20 protein-coding genes are annotated in these 22,467 nt (G+C 42.6%); 19 read left to right on the plus strand and 1 reads right to left on the minus strand.

From position 1 onward, the window contains the following. Nucleotides 1-668, minus strand: a 668-nt coding sequence (locus MUP17_05465) for an FAD-dependent oxidoreductase (protein MCJ7458420.1), incomplete at its 3' end; no start/stop codon positions are given. A gap of 481 nt (nucleotides 669-1,149) precedes the next feature. On the opposite strand from MUP17_05465, the gene lipA reads away from it, so the two are divergent. The 19 genes from lipA to MUP17_05560 all read left to right on the plus strand — a co-directional run. After that, the gene (gene lipA, locus MUP17_05470) at nucleotides 1,150-2,019 is read left to right on the plus strand and encodes a lipoyl synthase (protein MCJ7458421.1); all 870 of its coding nucleotides are present in this window, start codon (nucleotides 1,150-1,152) and stop codon (nucleotides 2,017-2,019) included. A gap of 194 nt (nucleotides 2,020-2,213) precedes the next feature. After that, on the plus strand, nucleotides 2,214-3,599 hold the full coding sequence (locus MUP17_05475; GenBank protein ID MCJ7458422.1) for an MATE family efflux transporter: 1,386 nt from the start codon (nucleotides 2,214-2,216) through the stop codon (nucleotides 3,597-3,599). A 355-nt stretch (nucleotides 3,600-3,954) separates the two neighbouring features. Beyond that, nucleotides 3,955-4,500 carry a hypothetical protein gene (locus tag MUP17_05480; GenBank protein ID MCJ7458423.1) on the plus strand — a complete coding sequence of 182 codons (546 nt, stop codon included), beginning with the start codon at nucleotides 3,955-3,957 and terminating at the stop codon, nucleotides 4,498-4,500. Between the two features lie 368 nt (nucleotides 4,501-4,868). Further along, a complete protein-coding gene (locus MUP17_05485; GenBank protein ID MCJ7458424.1) occupies nucleotides 4,869-5,837 on the plus strand; it encodes a histone deacetylase in 969 nt (322 codons plus the stop codon). A 27-nt stretch (nucleotides 5,838-5,864) separates the two neighbouring features. Continuing rightward, entirely contained in the window at nucleotides 5,865-7,715 is a 1,851-nt protein-coding gene (locus MUP17_05490) for a M1 family metallopeptidase (GenBank protein ID MCJ7458425.1), read from the plus strand. 26 nt (nucleotides 7,716-7,741) lie between these two features. Further along, nucleotides 7,742-8,632, plus strand: coding sequence for a hypothetical protein (locus MUP17_05495; GenBank protein MCJ7458426.1), 891 nt, complete (start codon nucleotides 7,742-7,744; stop codon nucleotides 8,630-8,632). 215 nt (nucleotides 8,633-8,847) lie between these two features. Beyond that, nucleotides 8,848-9,594, plus strand: coding sequence for an MBL fold metallo-hydrolase (locus MUP17_05500; GenBank protein MCJ7458427.1), 747 nt, complete (start codon nucleotides 8,848-8,850; stop codon nucleotides 9,592-9,594). Between the two features lie 73 nt (nucleotides 9,595-9,667). Then, on the plus strand, nucleotides 9,668-10,402 hold the full coding sequence (locus MUP17_05505; protein ID MCJ7458428.1) for a creatininase family protein: 735 nt from the start codon (nucleotides 9,668-9,670) through the stop codon (nucleotides 10,400-10,402). Nucleotides 10,403-10,696: 294 nt separating this feature from the next. After that, the gene (locus MUP17_05510; protein ID MCJ7458429.1) at nucleotides 10,697-11,062 is read left to right on the plus strand and encodes an AAA family ATPase; all 366 of its coding nucleotides are present in this window, start codon (nucleotides 10,697-10,699) and stop codon (nucleotides 11,060-11,062) included. Nucleotides 11,063-11,158: 96 nt separating this feature from the next. Further along, nucleotides 11,159-11,587 (plus strand): hypothetical protein, encoded by a 429-nt coding sequence (locus MUP17_05515; protein ID MCJ7458430.1) that lies wholly within the window; start codon nucleotides 11,159-11,161, stop codon nucleotides 11,585-11,587. Nucleotides 11,588-12,392: 805 nt separating this feature from the next. Then, nucleotides 12,393-13,928, plus strand: a complete 1,536-nt coding sequence (locus MUP17_05520) for an insulinase family protein (protein ID MCJ7458431.1) — start codon at nucleotides 12,393-12,395, stop codon at nucleotides 13,926-13,928. A gap of 118 nt (nucleotides 13,929-14,046) precedes the next feature. Further along, the gene (locus MUP17_05525) at nucleotides 14,047-16,170 is read left to right on the plus strand and encodes an insulinase family protein (GenBank protein ID MCJ7458432.1); all 2,124 of its coding nucleotides are present in this window, start codon (nucleotides 14,047-14,049) and stop codon (nucleotides 16,168-16,170) included. Nucleotides 16,171-16,310: 140 nt separating this feature from the next. Further along, on the plus strand, nucleotides 16,311-16,655 hold the full coding sequence (locus MUP17_05530) for a four helix bundle protein (protein MCJ7458433.1): 345 nt from the start codon (nucleotides 16,311-16,313) through the stop codon (nucleotides 16,653-16,655). A 98-nt stretch (nucleotides 16,656-16,753) separates the two neighbouring features. Next, nucleotides 16,754-17,266, plus strand: a complete 513-nt coding sequence (locus MUP17_05535) for a nitroreductase family protein (protein ID MCJ7458434.1) — start codon at nucleotides 16,754-16,756, stop codon at nucleotides 17,264-17,266. A gap of 530 nt (nucleotides 17,267-17,796) precedes the next feature. Beyond that, the gene (locus MUP17_05540) at nucleotides 17,797-18,597 is read left to right on the plus strand and encodes a YjbH domain-containing protein (GenBank protein ID MCJ7458435.1); all 801 of its coding nucleotides are present in this window, start codon (nucleotides 17,797-17,799) and stop codon (nucleotides 18,595-18,597) included. Between the two features lie 267 nt (nucleotides 18,598-18,864). Then, nucleotides 18,865-19,389 (plus strand): hypothetical protein, encoded by a 525-nt coding sequence (locus MUP17_05545; GenBank protein MCJ7458436.1) that lies wholly within the window; start codon nucleotides 18,865-18,867, stop codon nucleotides 19,387-19,389. 21 nt (nucleotides 19,390-19,410) lie between these two features. Next, nucleotides 19,411-20,712 (plus strand): outer membrane protein transport protein, encoded by a 1,302-nt coding sequence (locus MUP17_05550; protein ID MCJ7458437.1) that lies wholly within the window; start codon nucleotides 19,411-19,413, stop codon nucleotides 20,710-20,712. A gap of 143 nt (nucleotides 20,713-20,855) precedes the next feature. Further along, on the plus strand, nucleotides 20,856-21,425 hold the full coding sequence (locus MUP17_05555) for an isoprenylcysteine carboxylmethyltransferase family protein (protein MCJ7458438.1): 570 nt from the start codon (nucleotides 20,856-20,858) through the stop codon (nucleotides 21,423-21,425). A 236-nt stretch (nucleotides 21,426-21,661) separates the two neighbouring features. Further along, the coding region (locus tag MUP17_05560) for a DUF401 family protein (GenBank protein MCJ7458439.1) at nucleotides 21,662-22,467 on the plus strand (806 nt) is incomplete at its 3' end.

Genomic DNA, 22,467 nt, shown 5'->3' on the forward strand with positions numbered 1-22,467 from the left:
ATGGAGACCAGCTCATGCTCGTAATAAAATTTCATCCTGGGCTCTTTCAATGCCCTCTCCATCAGGATTTTTTCCGCATTGTGACATTGCAGGCGTTCCACAAAGGTGATGCTCTTTACAAACCGCAGAAGATAGAGTCCTTCCTGAACCCCGGAATTTCCGCATCCCACTATCACTATATCCTTATCTTTGAAAAATGGACCATCGCAAGTAGCACAGTAAGATACACCCCTGCCTTTGAATTTCTCCTCTCCAGGGATACCGAGTTTGCGGGGCTCGTTTCCAGTGGCTAAAATTATAGCGTGTGCACGATACTCTCCCTGAGAGGTTTTAATAATCTTAGGCTCTGTTTTGAGGTCCACATCTACCACTTCCTCCAGAACTATCCTGGTGCCGAATTTCCTGGCGTGATCCTCGAATTTTTTTGCCAGCTCCAGGCCGGTTATCCCCTCCGGGAAGCCAGGGTAGTTTTCCACCCAATCGGTGATCATGATCTGTCCTCCGGGCAGGTTTTTTTCTATCAAAAGGGTATCCAGCCGGGCTCTTCCGGCGTAAAGTGCTGCAGATAGTCCCGCGGGACCGCCACCCAGGATTATCAGATCATAAACTTTACCTTTTTCCTCCGGGGGTTTACTTTCCATAGAAGTTTTGAAGAATAATTCCGGCATTTTATCCTCTGAGTTTAAAAATGAACCTAAGATAATGTTACTGATTTCTAAAAACAGCCATTTGGCTTGATTTTTGTGCCTCCACAGGTTAAATTTATCCCGCCTGTGGCAGGATTGCTTGAAAATTAATTTTACGGATAATTTTTGTGATTGTCAAATGAAAAATTTTAAAAGATTATGACGGATTACGAATGACGAATAAAGACAAAGAACCGTGAGCGTGGAGAAAGAAATTGTAAGGGGTGGGGTTTCCTCGCCCAAAGCTCTCAGTTGGTGTCCTCACCAACTGAGCCTCATCGATCAGAGCACCAAAGGAACCTTGTTGGTTCGGAGACCAACAAGGAGCAAGCATAGTTAACGTCGGGCATAAAACCCGACGCTACGAATAGATTGTGTCATTGCGAAGCAACCTGTTTACATTTGAAAGATTGCTTCGTCGTTCCCTACGGGGACTCCTCGCAATGACAATTGAGGAAAAAATATGAAAATCAAAAGAGAAAGACTTCCTCTCTGGCTAAAGGTTAAACCTCCGTTACGAGAAAATTACAGAAAAGTCAAGTCTCTTTTATCCTCGCTTGAACTGCATACGGTCTGTCAGGAGGCGAACTGCCCGAATATCGGGACCTGTTTTGAGGAAAAAACTGCGACTTTTTTGATCTTAGGCAGAATTTGCACCCGTGGATGTAGTTTCTGTGATGTGGATAGAGGAGTCCCGTTACCTTTAGATGTCTCAGAACCTCTGCACATTTCTGAGGCGGTAAGAAAATTGGGTCTGGAGTACGTGGTGATAACCTCAGTAACCAGGGATGATTTAAAAGATGGGGGTGCTTCGCATTTTGCCAGGGTGATAAAAATACTAAGGGAGTCAAATCCAGGGTGCAAGGTTGAAGTTTTGATTCCAGACTTTAAGGGTGATTTTGAGTCTTTGAAGATTGTGCTCAAGGAAAAGCCTTTTGTTCTGAATCACAACCTGGAAACAATAAAAAGATTTTACCCCATAGTAAGAAAAGGGGCGAATTATCAAAGGTCTCTGAACTTGCTTAAAAAATCGAAGGGGTATGACAGCTCCATTTTGACCAAGTCCGGAATCATCATAGGGATAGGCGAGGAACATGAGGAGATAATTGAACTGATGCAAGACCTAAAAGACATCAAGTGTGACCTGCTCACTATAGGACAGTATCTTTCTCCTTCGGATAAACATCTTCCGGTTGCGAAATATTATCCGCCTGAGGATTTTGAGAAGCTGAAGAAAATAGGTGAAGGGATGGGGTTTATGAAAGTGGAATCAGGTCCTCTGGTAAGAAGCTCGTATCATGCGGGAAAAACAGTCTATAGGCTAAAGTCTTAAGGCTAAAGGCAAGGAGAAAGCACTGCTCTCCGTTGGTGTCCTCACCAACGGAGGCTTGTTGGTCGGAGACTAACAAGGAGCCGGGGAGGAAGTGTTATTTTGTCATTCTGAGCCCGCAGGCCGTTAAAAGCCTTACGGCTCATAGAGGCGAAGAATCTCTAGATTCTTCGGTCGTCCATCTGGACTCCCTCAGAATGACAGGTGAGAAAAAAATCGTGGTGGAAACTAAAGAGCGAAAAGTATTAGATATGACTTCTGGCAGTATCACCAAAAATATCTTTCATCTTGCCTGGCCTGCGGTTACCTCGATGTTCCTGGAAACTTTCTTCTCGATTGCCAATGCCTTCTGGGTAGGAAAGTTGGGAGCAATCTATTTAGCTGCGGTGATCTCCTCAGTTTTCGTTATCTGGATTATTTATTCGTTAGCGGCAATTATCTCCACCGGGGTGGTGGCTTTGGTCTCCAGGTCTATCGGAGCAAAAGATTCTGCTCAGGCTTCTTTCGTCTCAGAACAGGCTTTTCTTTTTGCACTGATAGGCTCATCTCTCTTGGCTGTTATGGGAATACTTTTGACTCCCCAATTTTTTATTCTGATGGGGACTCCTCCAGAGGTCACCGCAATTGGAACGAAATATCTGCGCATAATTTTCCTGGGAGCGCCGCTTTTTTTCCAGATAGATACTTTAAGCGGCATTTTCAGGGCTTCGGGTGATACTAAGACTCCTCTGAGAGTAGCTCTGATAGCGGTTGGCTTAAATATCATACTCGATCCGATTTTAATCTTCGGTTTAGGTCCATTTCCCAAGTTGGGCGCGATAGGTGCTTCAATCGCCACGGTAATCTCACAATTTATAGGAGTCGTCCTTTTCTGGAGACACATAAATAAAGGGAAGCTTCCTTTCAAGCTGGATTTGCGGATTCGAAAAAAGCTTAACCTGAAGACTGTCCAGAGGATTGTTAAAATAGGATTACCCACTTCAATTGCTGGCATTGTTTTCAGCTTAGTCTACTTATTCCTGAATAAGATAACTGCTCACTTCGGAACTGATGCGATTGCAGCTTTGGGGATAGGAAACAGGTCAGAATCTCTATCCTACCTGACCTGTTTTGGATTCTCATTGGCTGCCGCAGCCCTGGTCGGGCAGAACTTAGGAGCTCAAAAACCGGAAAGGGCAGAGAAATCTGCCTGGAGAACGGTCTTGATCGTGATTGGTATCACCGGTTTCATATCAGTTATGTTTTTATCCTTTCCCAGATACATTGCCGCTTTCTTTATCTCTGACGACAAGGTAATTAAAATCGGAATCAGCTATTTGCGGATTTTAGGTCTATCCCAGATCTTCATGGCAATAGAGATAGTCCTGGAAGGAGCTTTTTCCGGAGCGGGCAATACTTTTCCGCCGATGATGGTTTCAGTTCCTGGCTCCATTTTGAGGATTCCCTTAGCTTACCTGTTAGCTATCAAACTAAATCTCGGCGTATCCGGAATATGGTGGGCGATAACCTTGACCTCTATAGGCAAAGGGGTGGTTTTAGCTTTCTGGTTTAAACTGGGAAGGTGGAAGAGTAAGAGAATATAATTTCTGCTCTCCGTTGGTGTCCTCACCAACGGAGCTTGTTGGTCGGGAGACCAACAAGGAGCAGGAAGAGAGTAGGAAAATATAATTAAAAAAGATTCAAAGGTGGTCTGCTCCCTGTTGGTGTCCACACCAACAGGGAAGGGCATTGTTAGTCTGGAGGCCAGGAATTTAAGAATTGGTCGTTGGTCAGGAGACCAACGACAAGCAGGTATCTTAGCCTTCTGCTTTCCGTTAGTGTCCCTACCAACGGAGCCCTGTTGTCTATAGACACATTGAGCCTTGTTGGTCAGGAGGCCAACAAGGCTCAAGACGATGCTCTCGGTTGGTGTCCTCACCAACCGAGGGGTAGAATTATATGAGACAACAAGTAAAAGATTTTGAAAAAGAACATCTTTTCTTTGTCACTTCTACCATTATTAAATGGGTTCCGATCTTTCAAGATGTCATCTATGCTGACATAATCTTAGATAGTCTGAATTTTATTACCAGGAATGAATGGGTTAATATTTATGCATTTGTCTTAATGCCGGAGCACCTTCATCTTATTCTAAAACTCTTAGGCGAGAATAGAATGGAAAAAGTAAACCAGAATTTCCACAAATTTACTGCCAACCGGATAATTAAGGTTATGAAAGGAGCAGATCCTCATTTATTGAGTAAATTCATGGTGAAAAGGAAAGATAGATTATATCAAATCTGGAAGAGGGACACTAACTTTAAAAATATCTATTCAGCTAAATTTCTATTACAGAAAGCTGAATATATTCATAATAATCCGATTCAACCTGAATGGAGATTAGTTGATTATCCAGAGGACTACCCTTATTCAAGCGCAGCCTATTACTTATCCGAGAAACCTTTTCAGTTCTTTAAATTGACCGATCTTAGAGACCTTGTATGATGAGTCGTTGGTCAGGAGACCAACGACCAGCACTCCCTCGCTCCCCGCTGGTGTCCTCACCAACGAAGCCTTAACAATCAAACACCAATTGAACCTTGTTGGTCTGGAGACCAACAAGGAGCAAGAGTAAGAGAATATAAAAAAAGGTTTAAAGGTTCAAGAGTTCAAGGGTTCAAGGGGAAAAGAAAAAGCGTGATCGTTGTTCGTTTATCGTGACAGTTGGCTTTTGAGGCGAGGTTCCCTCGCCTTTTGATAACTGAAAAAAATCATTCTAACTTGCTTGACTTCTTCTTACTGAAAAGTTTAATTATACTCGATGACCAGACTTAAAGGTAAAAGAGAGGAGCATCTGAATAGTTGAGAAGAAAATGTCAATTACTGGATTAGTATATCATCCGGATTATCTGAAGCACGAGACCGGGATAGGTCATCCGGAAAACCCTTCCCGGCTTTCCTTTCTGATGGACCACCTGGAGAAAAAAAAGTACCTTCCGGAGATGGAGCGTATGGATCCGCATAATCCCTCTCTGGAGTGGGTAGAGAAGATTCACCCGCGGGAATATATCCAGATGATAGAGGAGTTCTCCAGACATGCTCCCAGCCACCTGGATGCGGATACGGTTATCACCTCAGAGACTTACCGGGTTGCTCTTTTAGCTGCAGGAGGGGTTCTGGCAGGAGTAGATGGCGTGTTGGAGGGAAAAGTCAGAAACGCTTTCTGCGCGGTTCGTCCTCCGGGCCATCATGCAGAGCCAAACCGGGGTATGGGATTCTGCATTTTCAATAATGTGGCTGTGGGAGCAAGATACGTGCAGGAAAGATACGGCTTGAAAAAAGTGCTGATTGTGGACTGGGATGCGCATCACGGAAACGGCACTCAAAAAGCTTTCTACTCGGACCCCTCAGTTTATTATTTCAGCATTCACCAGTATCCTTTTTACCCCGGCACCGGTAGAGAAAGTGAAAAGGGGCAGGGGGAAGGGGTGGGGTACACCCTTAATATACCTATGTTTGCCGGGAGCGGTGATTTAGAGTATATCGAGGTTTTTGAGAGCATACTTTATCCGGCGGCTTTGAAATTCGTCCCGGATTTTATTTTCATCTCCGCAGGTTTTGACGGGCATAAGGATGATCCGCTGACCAATCTCAATCTGACAGAGAAAGGGTTTAAAAGGATGACCCAGGTGGTGAAAAGACTGGCTGAGGAAACCTGTCAGGAAAGGATAGTCTCAGTCCTGGAGGGCGGGTATAATCTCAAAGCCTTAGCTTCCTCAGTTGAGGCCCATCTTCAGGTTTTAATGGATAAAGATCAGCTTGAGAATAAAGAATCGGAATGATTTTTCGAGCGTTCCCCAAAGGATGAGATGAACGGAAAATTAAAACCGATTAAGTTGTTCCTGTTAATTTTTCTCTTTACGGTTTTCCCTTCTCAAATCCGGGCAGACTATGTCCCGGTAGCTTCCTACAAGATCGACGTCCGGTTGGATGTTAAAAAGAAGTTAATCTCCGGGCAGGAGAAAATTTATTTTTTAAATACCTCCACCAAAAACCTTGATACCCTGTATCTCCACCTTTTTCCGAATGCCTTTTTCTCAGATTCGACCATTTTTGTCAAAGAAAGCGGATATATTAAGGAACTGATGAAGAAGGAAGAATATCAGGGGTATTTAAAGATAAAAGCAGTCAGGGATGAAAGAGGGGAAGTCAGCTACCGGGTGAATGAAACGGTGATGAGCCTATCCCTGCCTGAGCCTTTGAAACCGGGCAAAGAAATCGAGCTGTCTTGCGAATTTGAGCTGAAGTTACCGAAGATCAGCTTCCGCCTGGGGTATGATGAGGATAACTTTCTTCTGTGTGAATGGTTTCCCAAGCTGGCTGTGCTGGAGCAAGATGGCACCTGGAGAAATTTCCCCAACCATTATATGACCGAGTTCTTCTCGGATTTCGGGACCTATGATGTCTCAATCACTCTTCCTTTAAAGTATGTCATCGACGGGACAGGTTATATCACCGCTGAGAAGAATAATCCTGATTCCACAAGGACGGTAGTTTTTCACGCTGAGAAAGTGCATGATTTCGCCTGGGCTGCCTCTGGCGACTTTAAAGTCAGGAAAGAAAACATAGATGGGGTCGAGGTGGTTTTCCTTTTTCTGCCAGGAGATTTATATAGATTACCCAGATGGGTAAAGGGTGCTGAGGCGACTTTGAAATATTGTGGTTCACATTTTGGAAAATACCCCTACAATAAATTAGTCATAGCGGACAGTCGCATCGGTTTGGGAGCAGGAGCTGCGGAGTCCCCGATGTTCATTACCATGCCTCCGGATTTGCCTTTTACTCCAGAAACTATCAGGTTGGATGAATGGGTTATAATCCATGAGTTAGTTCATCAATGGTGGTACGGGATAGTGGCTTCAAACGAAGCTGAAGAAGCCTGGCTGGATGAGGGGATGACCACTTACACTACCCGAAAAATCATGGAAAACGAATATGGGATAACGGGCAATATCATTGACCTGTGGGGAGTCGAAATTTCTGATGAAAATCTGACTAAGTTCCCATATTTAGCTTCGACTAAAGTTGATCCCATTGTCAAGCCCTCCTGGGAGTTTGCAAGTGTTGCCTCCTATGGGGTCAACGTCTATTATAAGACTTCGCTGGTGCTGGACCTTCTGGAGAATCTGATTGGTAAGGAGAAAATGGATAGGTTTCTTAAGGAATATTATAATCAATACCAGTTCAAACATCCAAAAACAGATGATTTCATTAAATTGGCTGAAAAAGTGACAGACCAAAACTTAGATGGTTTCTTTAGAGATTGGTTTTACGATACTAAAATCTGCGATTACGAGGTAAGAAGGATAAAAAGCGAAGAAAAGGGTGATTCAAAAAAAGAGAAGCTATACGAGACTACCGTCGAGTTGAGAAGGAACGGGGACATAATCATGCCAGTAGATATTTTAATAGAATTAGAAAATGGAGAGAAGATCAGGCAGACCTGGGACGGAAAGGAAAAATGGTTTAAGCTAAAACTTGAGACCAAAGCCAAAATCAAGTCCGCTGTGGTTGATCCGGATAATAAAATAGCCCTGGATTTGAATGTGAACAACAACGGGCTCTCGACCAAGCCTCATCGCTGGCCGGATTTCAAGTTTTTTTCGGATTATCTGTTCTGGATGGAAAGTATTGTTCAGTGGATGGTGGATTTTTTTTGAAAAAGGTGATAGGTAGTAGGTAAAAGATGGTTATGTGGGAAGCGTTCAGGAATGGCATTGCCAGAGTTTGGGAGAATAAAATCTTGGCTCTGATCTTGTTTTTATTCAAGGTGTTTTTTGCATTTTGTCTTTTGATCCCGGCCTATTACATGTTCGCCAGAACTTTCTCCTTGTCTCCTTTGGCTGATAATTTTCTTAAGGGGTATGATTTTTCTCTGCTGGTGGATTTCTTTACTTACTGGAACAAGAGCATAGGCTTATACCGGGTTTTATTTCTTTTTACAGTTTTAATCTCTGTACTTGGTTATATATTCCTCTCCGGAGGTTTGTGGGGAACTCTTTTTCAGAGTCTAAGAGAAGGGAAACAGAGATTCAGGGGTGAAAAATTCTTTGGAGACTGCGGTAAATATTTCTGGAGCTTTTTTAAGATTTTCATCTTCATCTGTATAATCTATCTTTTGTCTTTTATCCTGGGGATGTTAATCTTCTCTTTGATCCAGGCTATAGCAGGGAAGGAGCTTTCAGTAACGGGTCACGTTTTAGTTCTTATCGCCGGGCTGGTAATCTTTGCGATTCTGTTTATGCTGGTGGATATGTGGGGCGACTACCTGAGGATTTACTGGGTTACTTCTGAGGAGAAGAAACTCAGGGCGATTCTGAAACCGAGCTTAAGGTTTATCTTCAGGAATTTTGGCAAGACGATTTTACTTTATTATCTTTTGAGCATAATTCTTATTGGAACTCTGGCGGCCTATTTCGGGCTGAATAGAGCATTGCATTTGCAGACTGCTAATGGGTTGATGGTGCTCTCTGTCTTCATCTGGCAGCAAGCTTATAGCTTGTTCAGGTCGTTTTACCGGCTGGTTTATTATTCGTCGCAATTAGTTTTGTTCGATAAACTTTATACTTTAAGATAAGCAAAAAGCGCAAAAAAGAGGATTCTGAATGTAATCTGGAGTGTAAAGCCTCAAGGTCTTGTCCACAGGATCCTGGCGAAGACTTTAGCTTTACCTTGATAAACCTAAAGGTTTATACTCCAGAAAGAGTCCGTAGCGCGAGGCTTTTAGCCTCGCATTGCGACCCTGAAAGGGTCGCGCTACGAAAGGTTTAAAAAAAAGAAAAAGGAGGTCTTGTGTTCAAAAAAGTTAAACTTTTGATCCTGTTCTGGGGGATACTTACTTTAACCTTGATTTTCAATCCAGCTCAAGCTCAAAAAACTAAAGGGGAGGGAGAAAAAATGGAAAACAAAGAGGTTACTATCAGGTGGTTCGGGCATTCCTGCTTTATGCTTTCTGATTCTGTCAAGATTGTAACTGACCCGTTTGACAAATCCGTAGGTTATCCTGTGCCCAATGTCAGCGCGGATTTCGTTTTAGTTAGCCATGAGCATTTCGATCACAATAACGTCTCTGCCATAAGCGGAAAGCCTGAAGTCATAAGAGGCGGGCAGACGAAGGAAGCAAAAGGAATCACTTTCAAGGCAGTCAAAGCCTCTCACGGAAACGGCAGGGGTGATGATTTTATTTGGGTCTGGGAATTTGAAGGGATAAGATTTGCGCACTTTGGCGACTTAGGGGTTGACCTGACTGATTCCCAGTACAAAGAAATCGGACCTGTGGATGTGGTTTTCATACCAGTTGGTGGATACTTCACTATCGATGCAGAACAGGCTATCAAAATCATCAATAAAATGAATCCTAAAGTGGTTTTCCCAATGCATTACAAGACCCCGGTTATGGGTTCCGAATTTCCCATCTCCACGCTTGAGCCGTTCTTGAAAGGGAAAAAGAATGTGGTGAAGGTAGGGAAAAATTCAGTCAGATTTTCTAAAGATTCTCTGCCCAAAGAGATGACGGTTTATGTGCTGGAATATAAATAAAGTAGACAGTAGGTAGTAGACAGTAGACAGGGGAAATAAAAAAAACCTAAAAAACGAAAAACAGGAGTATTTCATGGTTTACAGGTTGGAAAATCTGAACTGGATGGAGTTTGAGAAGTTGGTTCCGAAAAAAATTGACACCATTATCCTGCCAGTAGGCACGATTGAGGCTCATGGTGTCATTACTTTAGGAACGGACGTGCAGATACCTCAAAAGATAGCGGAGATGATTGCAGAGGATTTAAAGGCAATTATTGCACCTCCGGTCTATTATGGTGTCACGCGAAGCCTTTATCATTATCCCGGCTCTTTGACTGTTACCTCCCAGACTTTTGAAAATTACCTTTATGAGATCATCGATTCGATGGCTGAAAAAGGTTTTTCAAAGATTGTTGTAATCAACGGGCACGGGGGACATCTGAATGAGTTGAAAAATGCGGCTTTTAAGGTTCATAAAGCCAGAAAAGCAAAAATTGCTGTGGTGCATTGGTGGATTTTGTGTGAAGATATAACCAAGCAAGTCTATGGCGTTGCCGGGGGACATGGAGCGGTGGATGAGACTGCCGGGATCCTGGAGATTGACAAAAGCTTGGTCAGGAAAGAACTGTATAAAAAAGGAATGGCTTATAAATTTGACGAAGCTCTCAGCGTAGTGCCTGTCCCATCCTCCATCATCCTGTATAAGGAAAATGAGGGGTATCCGGATTTCGATGAGAAAAAGGCGAAAATATATATGCAAAAAGTGGCGGAAAAGATTAAAAAAATGGTTTTGAATGTGTTTAAGAAATGGGATGAGCTGAAGATGTAAAAACGTAAAAGGATTCGAGGAGTCAAGGATTCAAGTGATCGTAGAGACGCATCGAATGCGTCTCTATTCTGGTTGGATTCTTTTTCCTGGACAAAAAACCAAACAATCCGCAAGAAATTAGAGCAGGAAAAATAAAGAGAAGAAAGTATGCTGAAAAAAAGAGTAGTGCCCTTGACAAAGTAGCAGTTTCAGCTAAATTGCAGAGAACATGACTCCTGCGGTAAAAGGTGAAAAAAGTATGCAGAAATATGAAAAAGATCAAAAAGCGGGTTTAAATCCAATGAAGGAATTATAATGTATAAACCAATTTCAATAACTAATTTTATAGGTCAAAAACCGATAATTTATGATTTGGCCGTAAATTATTCAGCCATTGAACGGAACACTTCCTTAGGTCATACTCTTTTAACCGGTCCACCAGGATTGGGGAAAACTACTTTAGCAAAAGTAATCGCCAAAGATTTAGGCAATCATTTTATTTTTTCAACGGGGACAAACCTTAATAAAAAATCGGATATTGAGGCAATATTATTTAATCTAGGTTTAAGAGATGTTTGGTTTATTGACGAAATTCATGCCTTTAAAAAATATCAGGAATTGTTATATTCGCCTATGCAGGATTTTCATTATGAAGGTAGACCATTACAACGCTTTACATGAATTGGAGCAACTACAACTGCTGGAACTCTTAGTAAACCATTGTTAGATAGATTTATTAATATATATGAATTCCAATTATATACCGTAAAAGAACTTATGGAAATACTTTGGTTTGTTGGAGAGGAATTAAAATTTGGTGAAAATGTATGTAAATTTCTTGCAGAAAGGTCAAAAGGTATTCCCAGATTGGCAATTAATTTAGCCACTAAAGTATCTAACCAAGCAGTTTTTGATGGTTCAACCATAGAAGAAGCCTGTATTAAAGTAACCAAAAGATTAGAAATAGATAATCTAGGATTAAATCCTACTGATAGAAAAATATTAAAATTCCTTTTAACCCATCGAGCCTTTGATTTACATACAGCTATAGGCGAAGAAGTTTTATCTATGGGGTTGAATATAGATGAAAAGGATTTAGTATATATCCATGAATCCTGGTTAATATATATAGGATTTATTATGCGAACTCCAAGAGGTAGAATAATAACTGATTTAGGAATTAAATATGTAAACAGTTTTAAATAAGGTATCGATGTCAAAAACATTTCAAAGAAATAATAAATATAATTGTGAAGCCTTTCTTTTCAAAGGTAAAATGATAGATATTAAATTGGAAAATTACTCTGGAGGGAGAAAAGCAGACCGTTGTTATTATATTGCATTGTCAAAAAAACGGAATTTGGTCAAATGCCTAGGAACCAGCAAATATACGTGAAAAAGGTGTGGGAAAGAATGACTACTCTAAAAGAGGATTGAGACTTTAAGTAATCATTTATATACCGTAAACAAGTGGATTAAATTTATAGGAGATTTATATGGTAATAATTCTTAAATATATTGCCGCCGTTTTTCTTGTTTTAGTTTTACTTGCGATTCTTGGATGGGCATTTGTATCTTGTATTTATATATTAACCTTAAGAGACAAATAGCGGATGATTGAGTTGGAATGTCTATGGGAAAGAATGATTCCACTTAAATTGGATTGATGTGTTTGCAGGGCGACCCGTCTGGTCGCCTCTACTTTTTTCTCAAAACGTCGAGCCATATCGCTATGCGTCTCTACTTTTCCCGAACATAAAAAAATTGAAACAATCGGTAGAAAACCCAAGTATAAGAAAAAGCATCAAGAAATATCAAAAAAAATCCGTGATGCTCTTGACAAAGTGTCGGTTTTAGTTAAATTGTGGACTATATTTTGTAGGAATAGTGATGCTTCTATTTCTTGGTGGCAAGGATGATATTTTATCGGTTGGAAGGCTGAAGCCTTCCTCTACATACAGGAAACAAATAAAAGCTATAACAATTAACCATTTACAGGAGGTGTGGTTTTATGTTTAAGAAGAGGTGTCTTGCTCTAAGCTTAGTTTTAGTTTCGTTCTTATTCTCATTCTCATTCGGGCAAAAGGGGAGCGGAGCCGCAGGAAAGGGTAAACCCCTGGATTCTTTTAAGGGAATGGAAAAAGACATCACCGAGTACACCCTTCCCAATGGGTTAAAATTTATCATCTTAGAAAGGCACGAGGCTCCAGTGGTTTCCTTTTGCACCTATGCCAACGTAGGCTCGAATAACGAGGTTACCGGGATAACCGGAATATCCCACATTTTTGAACATATGGCTTTCAAAGGAACCACTGATATCAGTACAAAAGATTATGAAAAAGAAAAAATAGTGATGGCAAAAGAGGATTCCCTTTTCAATGAGATTTTAATGGAAAGGGACAAAGGGGACAGGGCAGATCAGGACCGGCTGAAAAAATTGCAGGATGAGTTTTCCAAAACCCAGGACGAGGCGGGAAAATACGTAGTGAGCAATCAATTCGGAGCAATAGTGGAGGAAGCAGGTGGAGTGGGACTGAACGCTTTTACCTCCGATGACCAGACCTGCTACATATATAGCTTTCCCTCCAACAAGTTAGAGCTATGGATGGCATTAGAGTCGGATCGATTCATACATCCGGTTTTGCGCGAATTTTATAAGGAAAAAGACGTGATAATGGAGGAGCGAAGACTGGGAATAGAGAGCAGTCCGTTCGGAAAACTGTTTGAAGAGTTTATGGCAGCAGCCTTTAAGTCACACCCCTACCACCACCAAGTAATCGGGCATATGTCTGACCTTCAATCGATCACTCGTCATCAAGCGCAGGATTATTACAAAAAATATTATATACCGAACAACCTCACCATCGGAATTGTGGGAGACGTTAATCCAAAAGAAGTAATAGCCTTTGCCCAGGAGTATTTCGGAAGCATTCCCAGGGGGGAATATCCTTCTCCGGTAAGAACCGTAGAGCCCCCGCAGTTAGGGGAGAAAAGGATAGAAGTCGAGGATAAGTCCCAGCCGATCCTGCTCATCGGGTATCACCGCCCCAACACCAACAATTCCGAAGATCCGGCTTTCTCAGCAATAGCTGATTACCTGGGTGGCGGTCGGACTTCGCGGCTTTATAAAATCCTGGTCAAGGAGAAAAAGATTGCGGTGCAGGTAGGGTCAATCCCGGCTTTTCCGGCAGAGAAATATCCTACCCTTATCGCCTTTTATGCGGTTCCTTCGAAGGACCATTCCAATCAGGAATGCGAGGATATAATCTACCAGGAAATAGAAAAGATAAAGACCGATCCTATTTCCACTGAAGATTTGAATGCTATCAAGACCAGGGCAAAAGCAAACTTCATAAGGCAGCTTAAATCCAATATGGGAATGGGGATTCAGCTTACCTCTTATCAGGTGATATCTGGAGACTGGAGAAACCTATTCAAAGAACTGGATCGGATAAACAGCCTCACCCCCTCGGATATTCAAAAAGCGGCGAATGAATATCTCAAGAAAACCAACCGGACAGTTGGTGAGATAGTCACTTCAAAATAAAAAAAGGTTCAAGGGTTTAAGGGTTCAAGAGTTCAAGGAAAAAAATAAAAAAAGAACAATGAATTCACAAAACAATACAATGAATCTTGACAGAAGGAGAAAAGAGATGTTCAGGAGTATGAAAAACTTTAAGTACCTTTTTCTGGTGATGTTTCTGATTTTGTTTGTCACCTCCGCAGGTTGGACACAGAAAAGTTATAAAGATTTGAAATATCCTCCCTTAGGCGAGCTGAAGATCCCGGAGGTGAAAAGGGAGGTCCTTCCCAACGGTATGATAGTCTTTTTGGCAGAAGACCATCAGCTTCCCATTGTGGGGTTATCTGCTAAAATCAAGACCGGCTCAGTATTTGAGCCGGCAGACAAAATAGGTCTTGCCAGTATCACCGGAATGGTTATGAGAACAGGCGGAGCGGGTAGCAGGACCGGGGACCAGATAGACGATGAGTTAGAGAAACTGGGCGCATCAGTGGAGACCTATATCGGAGGAACAGAAGGTGGCGCCTCGATGTCAGTCCTGAAAGATGATGTTGACAAGGGGCTTTCCATCTTAGCTGACATCCTGTTGGACCCGAAATTCGACCAGGACAAGATCGATCTGGCAAAGGTCCAGCAGAAAAGTGGTATCTCCCGCCGGAACGATCAGGTGGGACAGATCGCTGACCGTGAGTTCAATAAGCTTATTTATGGAGCTCAAAGCCCTTATGCGCGCGTTCCAGAATATGCCACCATCGACAACATCGAACGCGAGGACCTGATCGCATTCCATAAGAAATATTTTCATCCCAATTATACTATCATAGGGGTGTGGGGAGATTTCAATACCAGGGATATGCTGCAGAAGATAAAAAAAGCCTTTGCCGGCTGGAAGCCGGAAAAGGTCGAGGGGTTGGAATTTCCAAAAGTAGATTACCAATATCACTCCTCAGTTAATCTGGTAAAAAAAGATGACGTCAACCAGGCAAATATCTATCTGGGTCATATTGGCGGGTGGATGAATGATCCGGATTACCCCGCTATTAGTCTGATGAACAACATCTTTGGCGGCAGCTTTGCCTCCCGCCTTTTCACAAAGGTTCGTTCCGAGGAAGGACTGGCTTACCATGTAGGAGGTTCTTACAACTTCGATTTCGCTTATCCGGACGCTTTTTACGTTCTCTGTCAAACCAAATCCGAGTCAACAGTGAAAGCCATAAATTTGATGATCGATGAGATCAGGAGGCTCACTCAGGAAGAGGTTACTGACGAGGAGCTGAATAGAGCCAGGGAGTATTACCTTAATTCCTTTGCCTTCAAGTTCGATACCAAGGATAAGGTGGTCAACCGTCTTATGACCTATGAATACTACGGCTTCCCTCTGGATTTTACCCAGACTACCAGAGACCGGATAGAGAAGGTCACCAAGGCGGATATACTCAGAGCAGCCAAATCACATCTCCGTCCGGATCAGTTAGTGATATTAGCCGTAGGGAAAAGCCAGGATTTCGACCAGCCTCTTTCAGTCCTGGGTAAAGTGGATACCATAGATATCACTATCCCTGAAGCCGCACCTCAGGCAAAGGAGAAGACTCCAGAAGCCACTCCCGCCTCTTTAGCCAAAGGAAAAGAGACTTTCGACAAAGTAATTACCGCCTGCGGCGGGAAAAAGAGCTTTTCAGCCATCAAGAGCGCAGTGATAAAGACAGAGACCAGCGTTTCGACTCCCCAGGGTGATGTTCAGATTTCAGTTACTTCCAGCCAGATCTTCCCGAATAAGGTAGTGCAGGAGATGAACACCCCGGGTGGGGTTTTCACTGTGGTTTTCGATGGGGAAAAAGGCTGGTTTGTGGGTCCTCAGGGCTCGCAGGATTTACCGGAGTCTCAGGTGAAAGAAACCAAGGGTGAACTTTTCCGCTCTTTCACCAATCTTTTTCAGGCAGAGAACTTAAAGATTCAGGATTTAGGCGAGGAAGAATCTGAAGGGAAAAAACTGGACCTTCTTTTGATCTCCGATCCTTCCAGAAATGAATTGAAGGTGTACATAGACCCGGCATCTTATCTTCCGGTCAAGATCTCCTACCGGGGGCAGGGGATGATGGGTCCATCCAACTTCGAGGAAGTCCTGTCTGATTTCAGGGAGGTCTCAGGAGTGAAACTTCCCTTTGACCAGGTGATCAGCGTTGAGGGAAAGAAATATGCGGAGACCAAGGTTTTGGAGATGAACCTGAATGCGCCGGTGGATCCGAATTTGTTTATCAAGAAGTAGACTCAAGAGATGACGAATGCCGGATAACGGACAAAAGATATGGGTAAAAAAAATTGTAGGGACGTTCAATTGAACGTCCCTATTTGTTTCTATAAAAGACCGTTTCTCGTGATCGTAGGAAAAACTAAAAAAGGGTTAAAGTGGACATTGAAGAACTGGATGTTTTTAAGCTTTCACATGCTCTTGTTTTAGAAATATATAGGTTGACTAATAAATTCCCTAACAGGGAAATATTCAATTTAACCATTCAGATGAGAAGGGCTGCTTCTTCTGTCCCGATGAATATGGTTGAGGGTGCCAATCGAAAAACAGGGGGAGAGTACAAACATTTTCTTGGAATGGCTAAGGGGTCTGCCAGCGAAGTCAAGTATCAACTTCTTTTAGCAAAAGACCTGGGATATGTTAAGAGCGAAGAAGCGGAAAAGCTGCGAGGAGAATACAACAGAGTTCTTCAGATGTTGACCAAGCTTATTAAGTCGCTATAATCAATTATTCTCAGCTCTGGGTAAAATTAGGGATTTTTTCCTTCGCTCACGAGAAACGATTAACGCTCACGATTTTTTAAATACTTGGGAGGAGATATATGACCGTTTTTGAAGCAATCAAGTCTAGACGTAGTATCCGCAGTTTTCTGGACAAGCCGATCGAGGAAGAAAAATTATTAAGGGTCTTGGAAGCTGGCAGGTTAGCCCCTTCAGCCAAGAATTTGCAGGAATGGAAATTCGTAATCGTCAGGGATAAAGAGTTAAGGAAGAAAGTCGCCTCTGCGGCTAATAATCAGCATTTCCTTGCTGAAGCGCCGGTGATAATCGTTGGTTGTGCAACAGTAGTCAACTACGTGATGACCTGCGGACAGTATGCCTATCCCATCGATCTGACAATTGCAATGAATCATATGACTCTGCAGGCAGTTGAAGAAGGTCTGGGTACCTGCTGGATAGGTGCTTTCAAGGAAGACGAGGTCAAAAAAATCCTCAATATCCCACAGGAGGTTAGAATAGTTCAGCTTTTTCCCCTGGGTTATCCCAAAACCATTCCTCCTCCAAGACAGAGGAAAAAATTAGAGGAAATCGTCAGTTATGATAAATGGAGTTAATGCACAAAAAAGTTTTGCCTCTGAATGATTTTTGTGCAAGAAGATGATTTCAGATTTTCTTTAAAAGATATATCTTCAGATATCTACATACAAAACAGCCACTTACAGAAAGACCCACTTTTTATTTTTCAGGCATAAGGATTGCTTTTTTAATTGTATTCGATAGAGGGGTCTTTGAAAAAGTATCCAGCAGAGGTCGGGCAAGGGTGCCCGACCTACGAGTTGACCGTGTTTTCGCTGTTTCGCTGTTTGTTGGTCTCCTGACCAACAAACTTTCTTCGTTGGTGAGGACACCAATCCTATGGATCCCCGATTTTGGGTCTTGATGACAAGTTCGGACGAAGAGCAAGAAAAGTAAATTTTGGGTTCGATAAATCGAACCCCTACATCGATTTTTTGTAGGGGCTTGATTTATCAAGCCTAAATTTTTCTTTTTCCGTGACCTGGGTTTAATTGCAGATTTTATTTGACTTGAAAGCTTTCTGGGATTAAGTTAAAACCTAAAGGTGAACCTAAAACTGGAGGAGAAGATGAAAAAAGTTGTCTTTATCACAGTTTTATCCTTATTTCTATTGCAGGGTTTGGCTTTTTCTCAGAAAGTGGAGCAGGGGAAGGTGACCCGGATAAAGGAATGGGGGAACGTCCAGCCTCGTAAACTAATCGACACTCCAACAGCAGGACTTCTGCCCAGAGGAAGTTTTGACTTTGACATCAGGATCTACCCGGGAGGAGGGGTGATAAATACCATAGACATCGGGCTGATGAACAGGTTTATGCTCGGAGTATCCTATGGAGGTGCAAAACTCATCAGCGAGGAAAAACCTGTCTGGAACCCGAGACCTGAGATTGCCGCCAAAATCAGGGTGATTAACGAAAGCTATCTTCTACCGGCAGTGGCACTGGGTTACGACGGCCAGGGCGTGGGACTATATTATGATGCCGATTCACTGAAAAGGTATCAGTACAAGTCCAAGGGTTTTTATGCGGTGGCGAGTAAAAACTATCTTTTCAATGAGGTGCCGATCGGGTTTCATTTCGGTATGAACTATAGTCTGGAGGGCAAGGACCAGAACAAGAGCCTTACCCTTTTTATGGGAACCGATGTAAGGTTTAATGAAAGCCTGGGGGCACTTTTAGAATATGATTTAGGCACGAATGACAACAAGTCGACTGCCTTAGGAAAGGGAAGAGGTTATCTCAACTTAGGGATTCAATGGATTTTCTCAGACCGGCTTTCCCTGGAATTGGATTTAAGGAATGTCTTGCAAAATACAAGAAATGTCGCCCAGATCGGGAGAGAATTCCGGATAATTTATGTGGAGTTCTTTTAAAGGCTAAAGGCTTTAGTCTAAAGGGTGAAGATCGTAGACAAAAATAATAAAACTAAAACTTCGCTGGTGAGGATACCAACAAAGAGCAAAGATATGTCCAGTAATTAGAAGGCGAATTACAGATGAACAAAAGATTTCATACAGCAGATTAAAAGGATTAAACGGATTAAGTAGCAGAAGTGTCTAATTTTACGTAGTTATAGTGAGTGAGATAGTCGTTCTTTCTAACTTGTCATTGCATTTTAAAGTAAGCTGGAGGTGAGAAAAATGAGAAATAGGTGGGTACTGATAGGGTTGCTTTTGACTATCACTGCAATTTTTGCAGCAGGCTGTTACACTGTTTTATCTCATCCCGGGGTCAAGGGAGAAGAGGAACAAGCCTATAACGGCGGTTATTACCGGGAACACTGTACTGATTGCCATGCGGATTATCACCAGTATCCTTACGGTTATTACTATGGCTATAACCCTGATTATTACTGGAATTATCCCAACTATGGACATTATTATATGTATCCCTGGTGGTGGGACTGGTACTATGGGCAGCCGAGCGGGGGTGGTACTACTGTTCCAAGTGAGAGGTTAGAGAAAAATAGGAGAAGTTTGCAGCCGCCTTATGTCCCCGGAGGTCAGGGGATAAATCCTCCGGCTTTAACTGCGCCCAATACCAATCCGGGCCAAGTCCCCGGAGCAGTTCAGGAAAATAAGGGTCAGCAGCAATCACAGCCTCAGCCAACTGAAGAGAAAAAGGTGGAGAAGACGGATGGGAAAAACCCCAAGAGGACAAGATAAAAATGCTTCAAGGAGAAATATATGTCAGGTAGGATATTCTTATCTACTGTTTTTTTGATTTTATTCATTTCGTCTGCGATTTTCAGCCAGGAGATCGACAGAAATTATCTCCAGGTGGAAGAGCCTTCTGCAGGAAATTTCTTTGGGGTGGGTGCCAGGGCAATGGGGATGGGTGGTGCCCAGATCGCAACTGCCAACGATGCCTCCGGACTGGTTTATAATCCTGCACGCCTGGCAAAGGTGAAAAGGATAGAATTTTCAGGTGGGATGACCCATCAGAGGATAAAAAATGAAACCGGATCCGCTGGAAATGTTCGGTCCTTGAGTCCCTATTACCTGAACGAAGATATGACCCAGGCCAACACCCGCTTCAGTTCTGCCAATATCGTGCTTCCGGTTCCCACTTACAGGGGAAGCATGGTCTTTGCCTTAGGATTTAACCGGATGAAAAGCTTTGACCATGCATTTCATTCAACTTTTATAGACCCGACAACCGGAACGATTGATCTGGATGCTTTAGCCCTTGAGACCGGCGGGATTAATATGTGGTCTTTTGGAGGAGCAATTGACCTTTCTCCTAACATCTCCGTAGGCGGGGCAGTTAATTACTGGAAGGGTCAGGATGACTATCTTCAGGAATATTACGTACAGCCTTCAACCAAGTTAACTTCTGAAATAAGGGAGAGAAACCGGTATCTATATGACTATTCTGGCTGGAACGCAAAATTAGGATTTTCAGTGGATGCCTCGAAATTTTTGAGTATAGGAGCGACCATAGATTTTCCTACTAAATTCTCCATCGATCAGGATTTTACCTTCAATTACGACAGCATTTACGTACCTACTGATTCAGGGATTATAGAGGAATATGAATTATTAGGGCACTATGATTTGACGCATCCTTACTCTTTTGGAGTAGGGGCGGCTCTGAACTTCAAGTACGTAACCCTGGCAGGAGATATTAATATTACGGACTGGTCCCAACTTAAACCTCAGGCAAGGGCAGGAGTTGATGACAGATTATATAAGGAAATCTACCAGGAAGTCACGCGCTGGCACGTGGGGGCAGAGTTTAATATGCCGGAGCTTGCTGCAAAATTAAGAATAGGATTTTATGAGGACCCGATTCCGTTTAAATCGGTTTATTTGAAAACTGACCGCAGATATTTCACCCTGGGAGCAGGTGTTCTAATCGACCAGGTGATGACTTTAGACGTTGCCTGGAATCACGGGGTTAACGAGTTCAGGGATAACCGAATTGATATGGTCAAAGAGTCTTATACCACGGATAAGTTTTTTGTGAGTCTGGCGTATAGACTATAAAAAGGGTTCAAGGGAAAAAGATACAATTAGGTAGGTCAGACATTCGTGTCTGACCTGTGGTAGAACAGACAAGGATGTCTGTTCTACCAATGAAAATAGGTAGGGGCACGGCGAGCCTTGCCCTCACGTCCTCAAGAAAAGAAATGTATGTCAGCATAATATTTATCGTTATCTCCGCGTTCTGGCTCCTCTCAGAAATCATCCTGAGCAGGGTAAAACGCTCTGGAGCAAAAGATTCATCCAGACTGGATAAATCCTCTTTAAGGTTTTTGTGGATTGCCATCTTTCTCTCTGTTTTCTTGGGAGTTTTTCTTGGTGTAAAAGGGGTTGGTTTCATACGGGTCAGGCATCATCTCCTTTCAAGCTGCGGAATTTTCCTGATGCTGCTCGGACTTGTCATCAGGTGGACTGCTATTCTTACCCTCAGAAAATACTTTACAGTAGATGTGAGCATTTTAGAAGGCCACAAGATAGTTAAAAAGGGGATCTACAAATATATCCGTCACCCGTCTTATGCAGGCAGTCTGGTTTCATTTCTTGGCTTGGGTCTGGCTTTTTCGAACTGGTTAAGCAGTATCGGGATAGTTGTGCCTATATTGACAGCATTCATTTACAGAATGCAGGTTGAGGAAAAAGCCTTAATTCAAGCCTTCGGAGAAGAGTATCTGGATTACTCAAATACCACCAAGCGCCTGATTCCCAAAATCTATTGATGATTTGACATAAGATGCAAGAAAGCTCTCCCTCGTAGGGGACTGATGAGAAAAGGGTTTTAATTTTACCAACTTTAATGTATATTCCCTGAGCACAAAATGGCAGGAGCACTTTGCGGCGTGCCCTGGTTTTTATTTGTCATTGCGAGAAACGTAAGTGGCGAAGCAATCCTTATAAAGTCAACAGATTGCTTCGTCCTTTGGACTCGCAATGACAGTTGAGAGCATAGGATAAAATGATACCCATTCTAAAGATCTTCATCGTTTTCGTTTTTTTAGTCATTTTGATCAAGAAGAAAGTTCAGGTGGGGTATACTCTCCTTTTGGGAGCAATCTTCTTGGGGATTTTGTTTTCTCTGCCTCTGTTGGAACTTATAAAAAACGTCTTCAAAGCCACGATCGAATGGGATACCCTGCATCTGTTGTTTATAGTTATTCTGGTCACCATTTTCGGCGGGGTTTTAAAATTCACCAATAGCTTGAGGGATATAACCGACTCCTTAGAGAATCTGGTCAAAGATACCAGGACCATCTTGGCTCTTCTGCCGGCTTTAATCGGAATACTCCCTATGCCCGGCGGTGCGATGATGTCCGCACCCATGATAGAGGAGGTCGGCTCGAGGAAAAATCTCTCGCCGGAGATAAAAGCATCTTTCAATCACTGGTTCAGGCATATAATGGAATTTGTCTTTCCTCTATATCAGGGGGTAATTATCGCCTCGGTCATATTACAGGTGCCTTTGAGCAAGATAATTCTTGCCCAGGTGCCTATGAGTCTGACTATGTTGGGTGCGGGGATATTTTTCCTCTGGAGAAAAGTCAAACTCGAAAAAGAGGAAAGCAAGAGCCAGAAAAATACTGTTGAAAATCTGCTTTTATTTCTGAAAAGCATCTGGGGGATTCTTTTAGCTGTGGTTTTGAATCTTTTCTCCGGGATAGATTTATTGTGGGCGCTGCTTTTAAGCGTCATCCTGTTTGCCATAGTAAATCTGGTCAAACCTGCTTCGCTTCTCAAAATAATCAGGGAGAACGTAACCTGGGA

This window comes from Candidatus Zixiibacteriota bacterium (assembly GCA_022865345.1).
Classification (GTDB): Bacteria; Zixibacteria; MSB-5A5; order MSB-5A5; family RBG-16-43-9; genus RBG-16-43-9.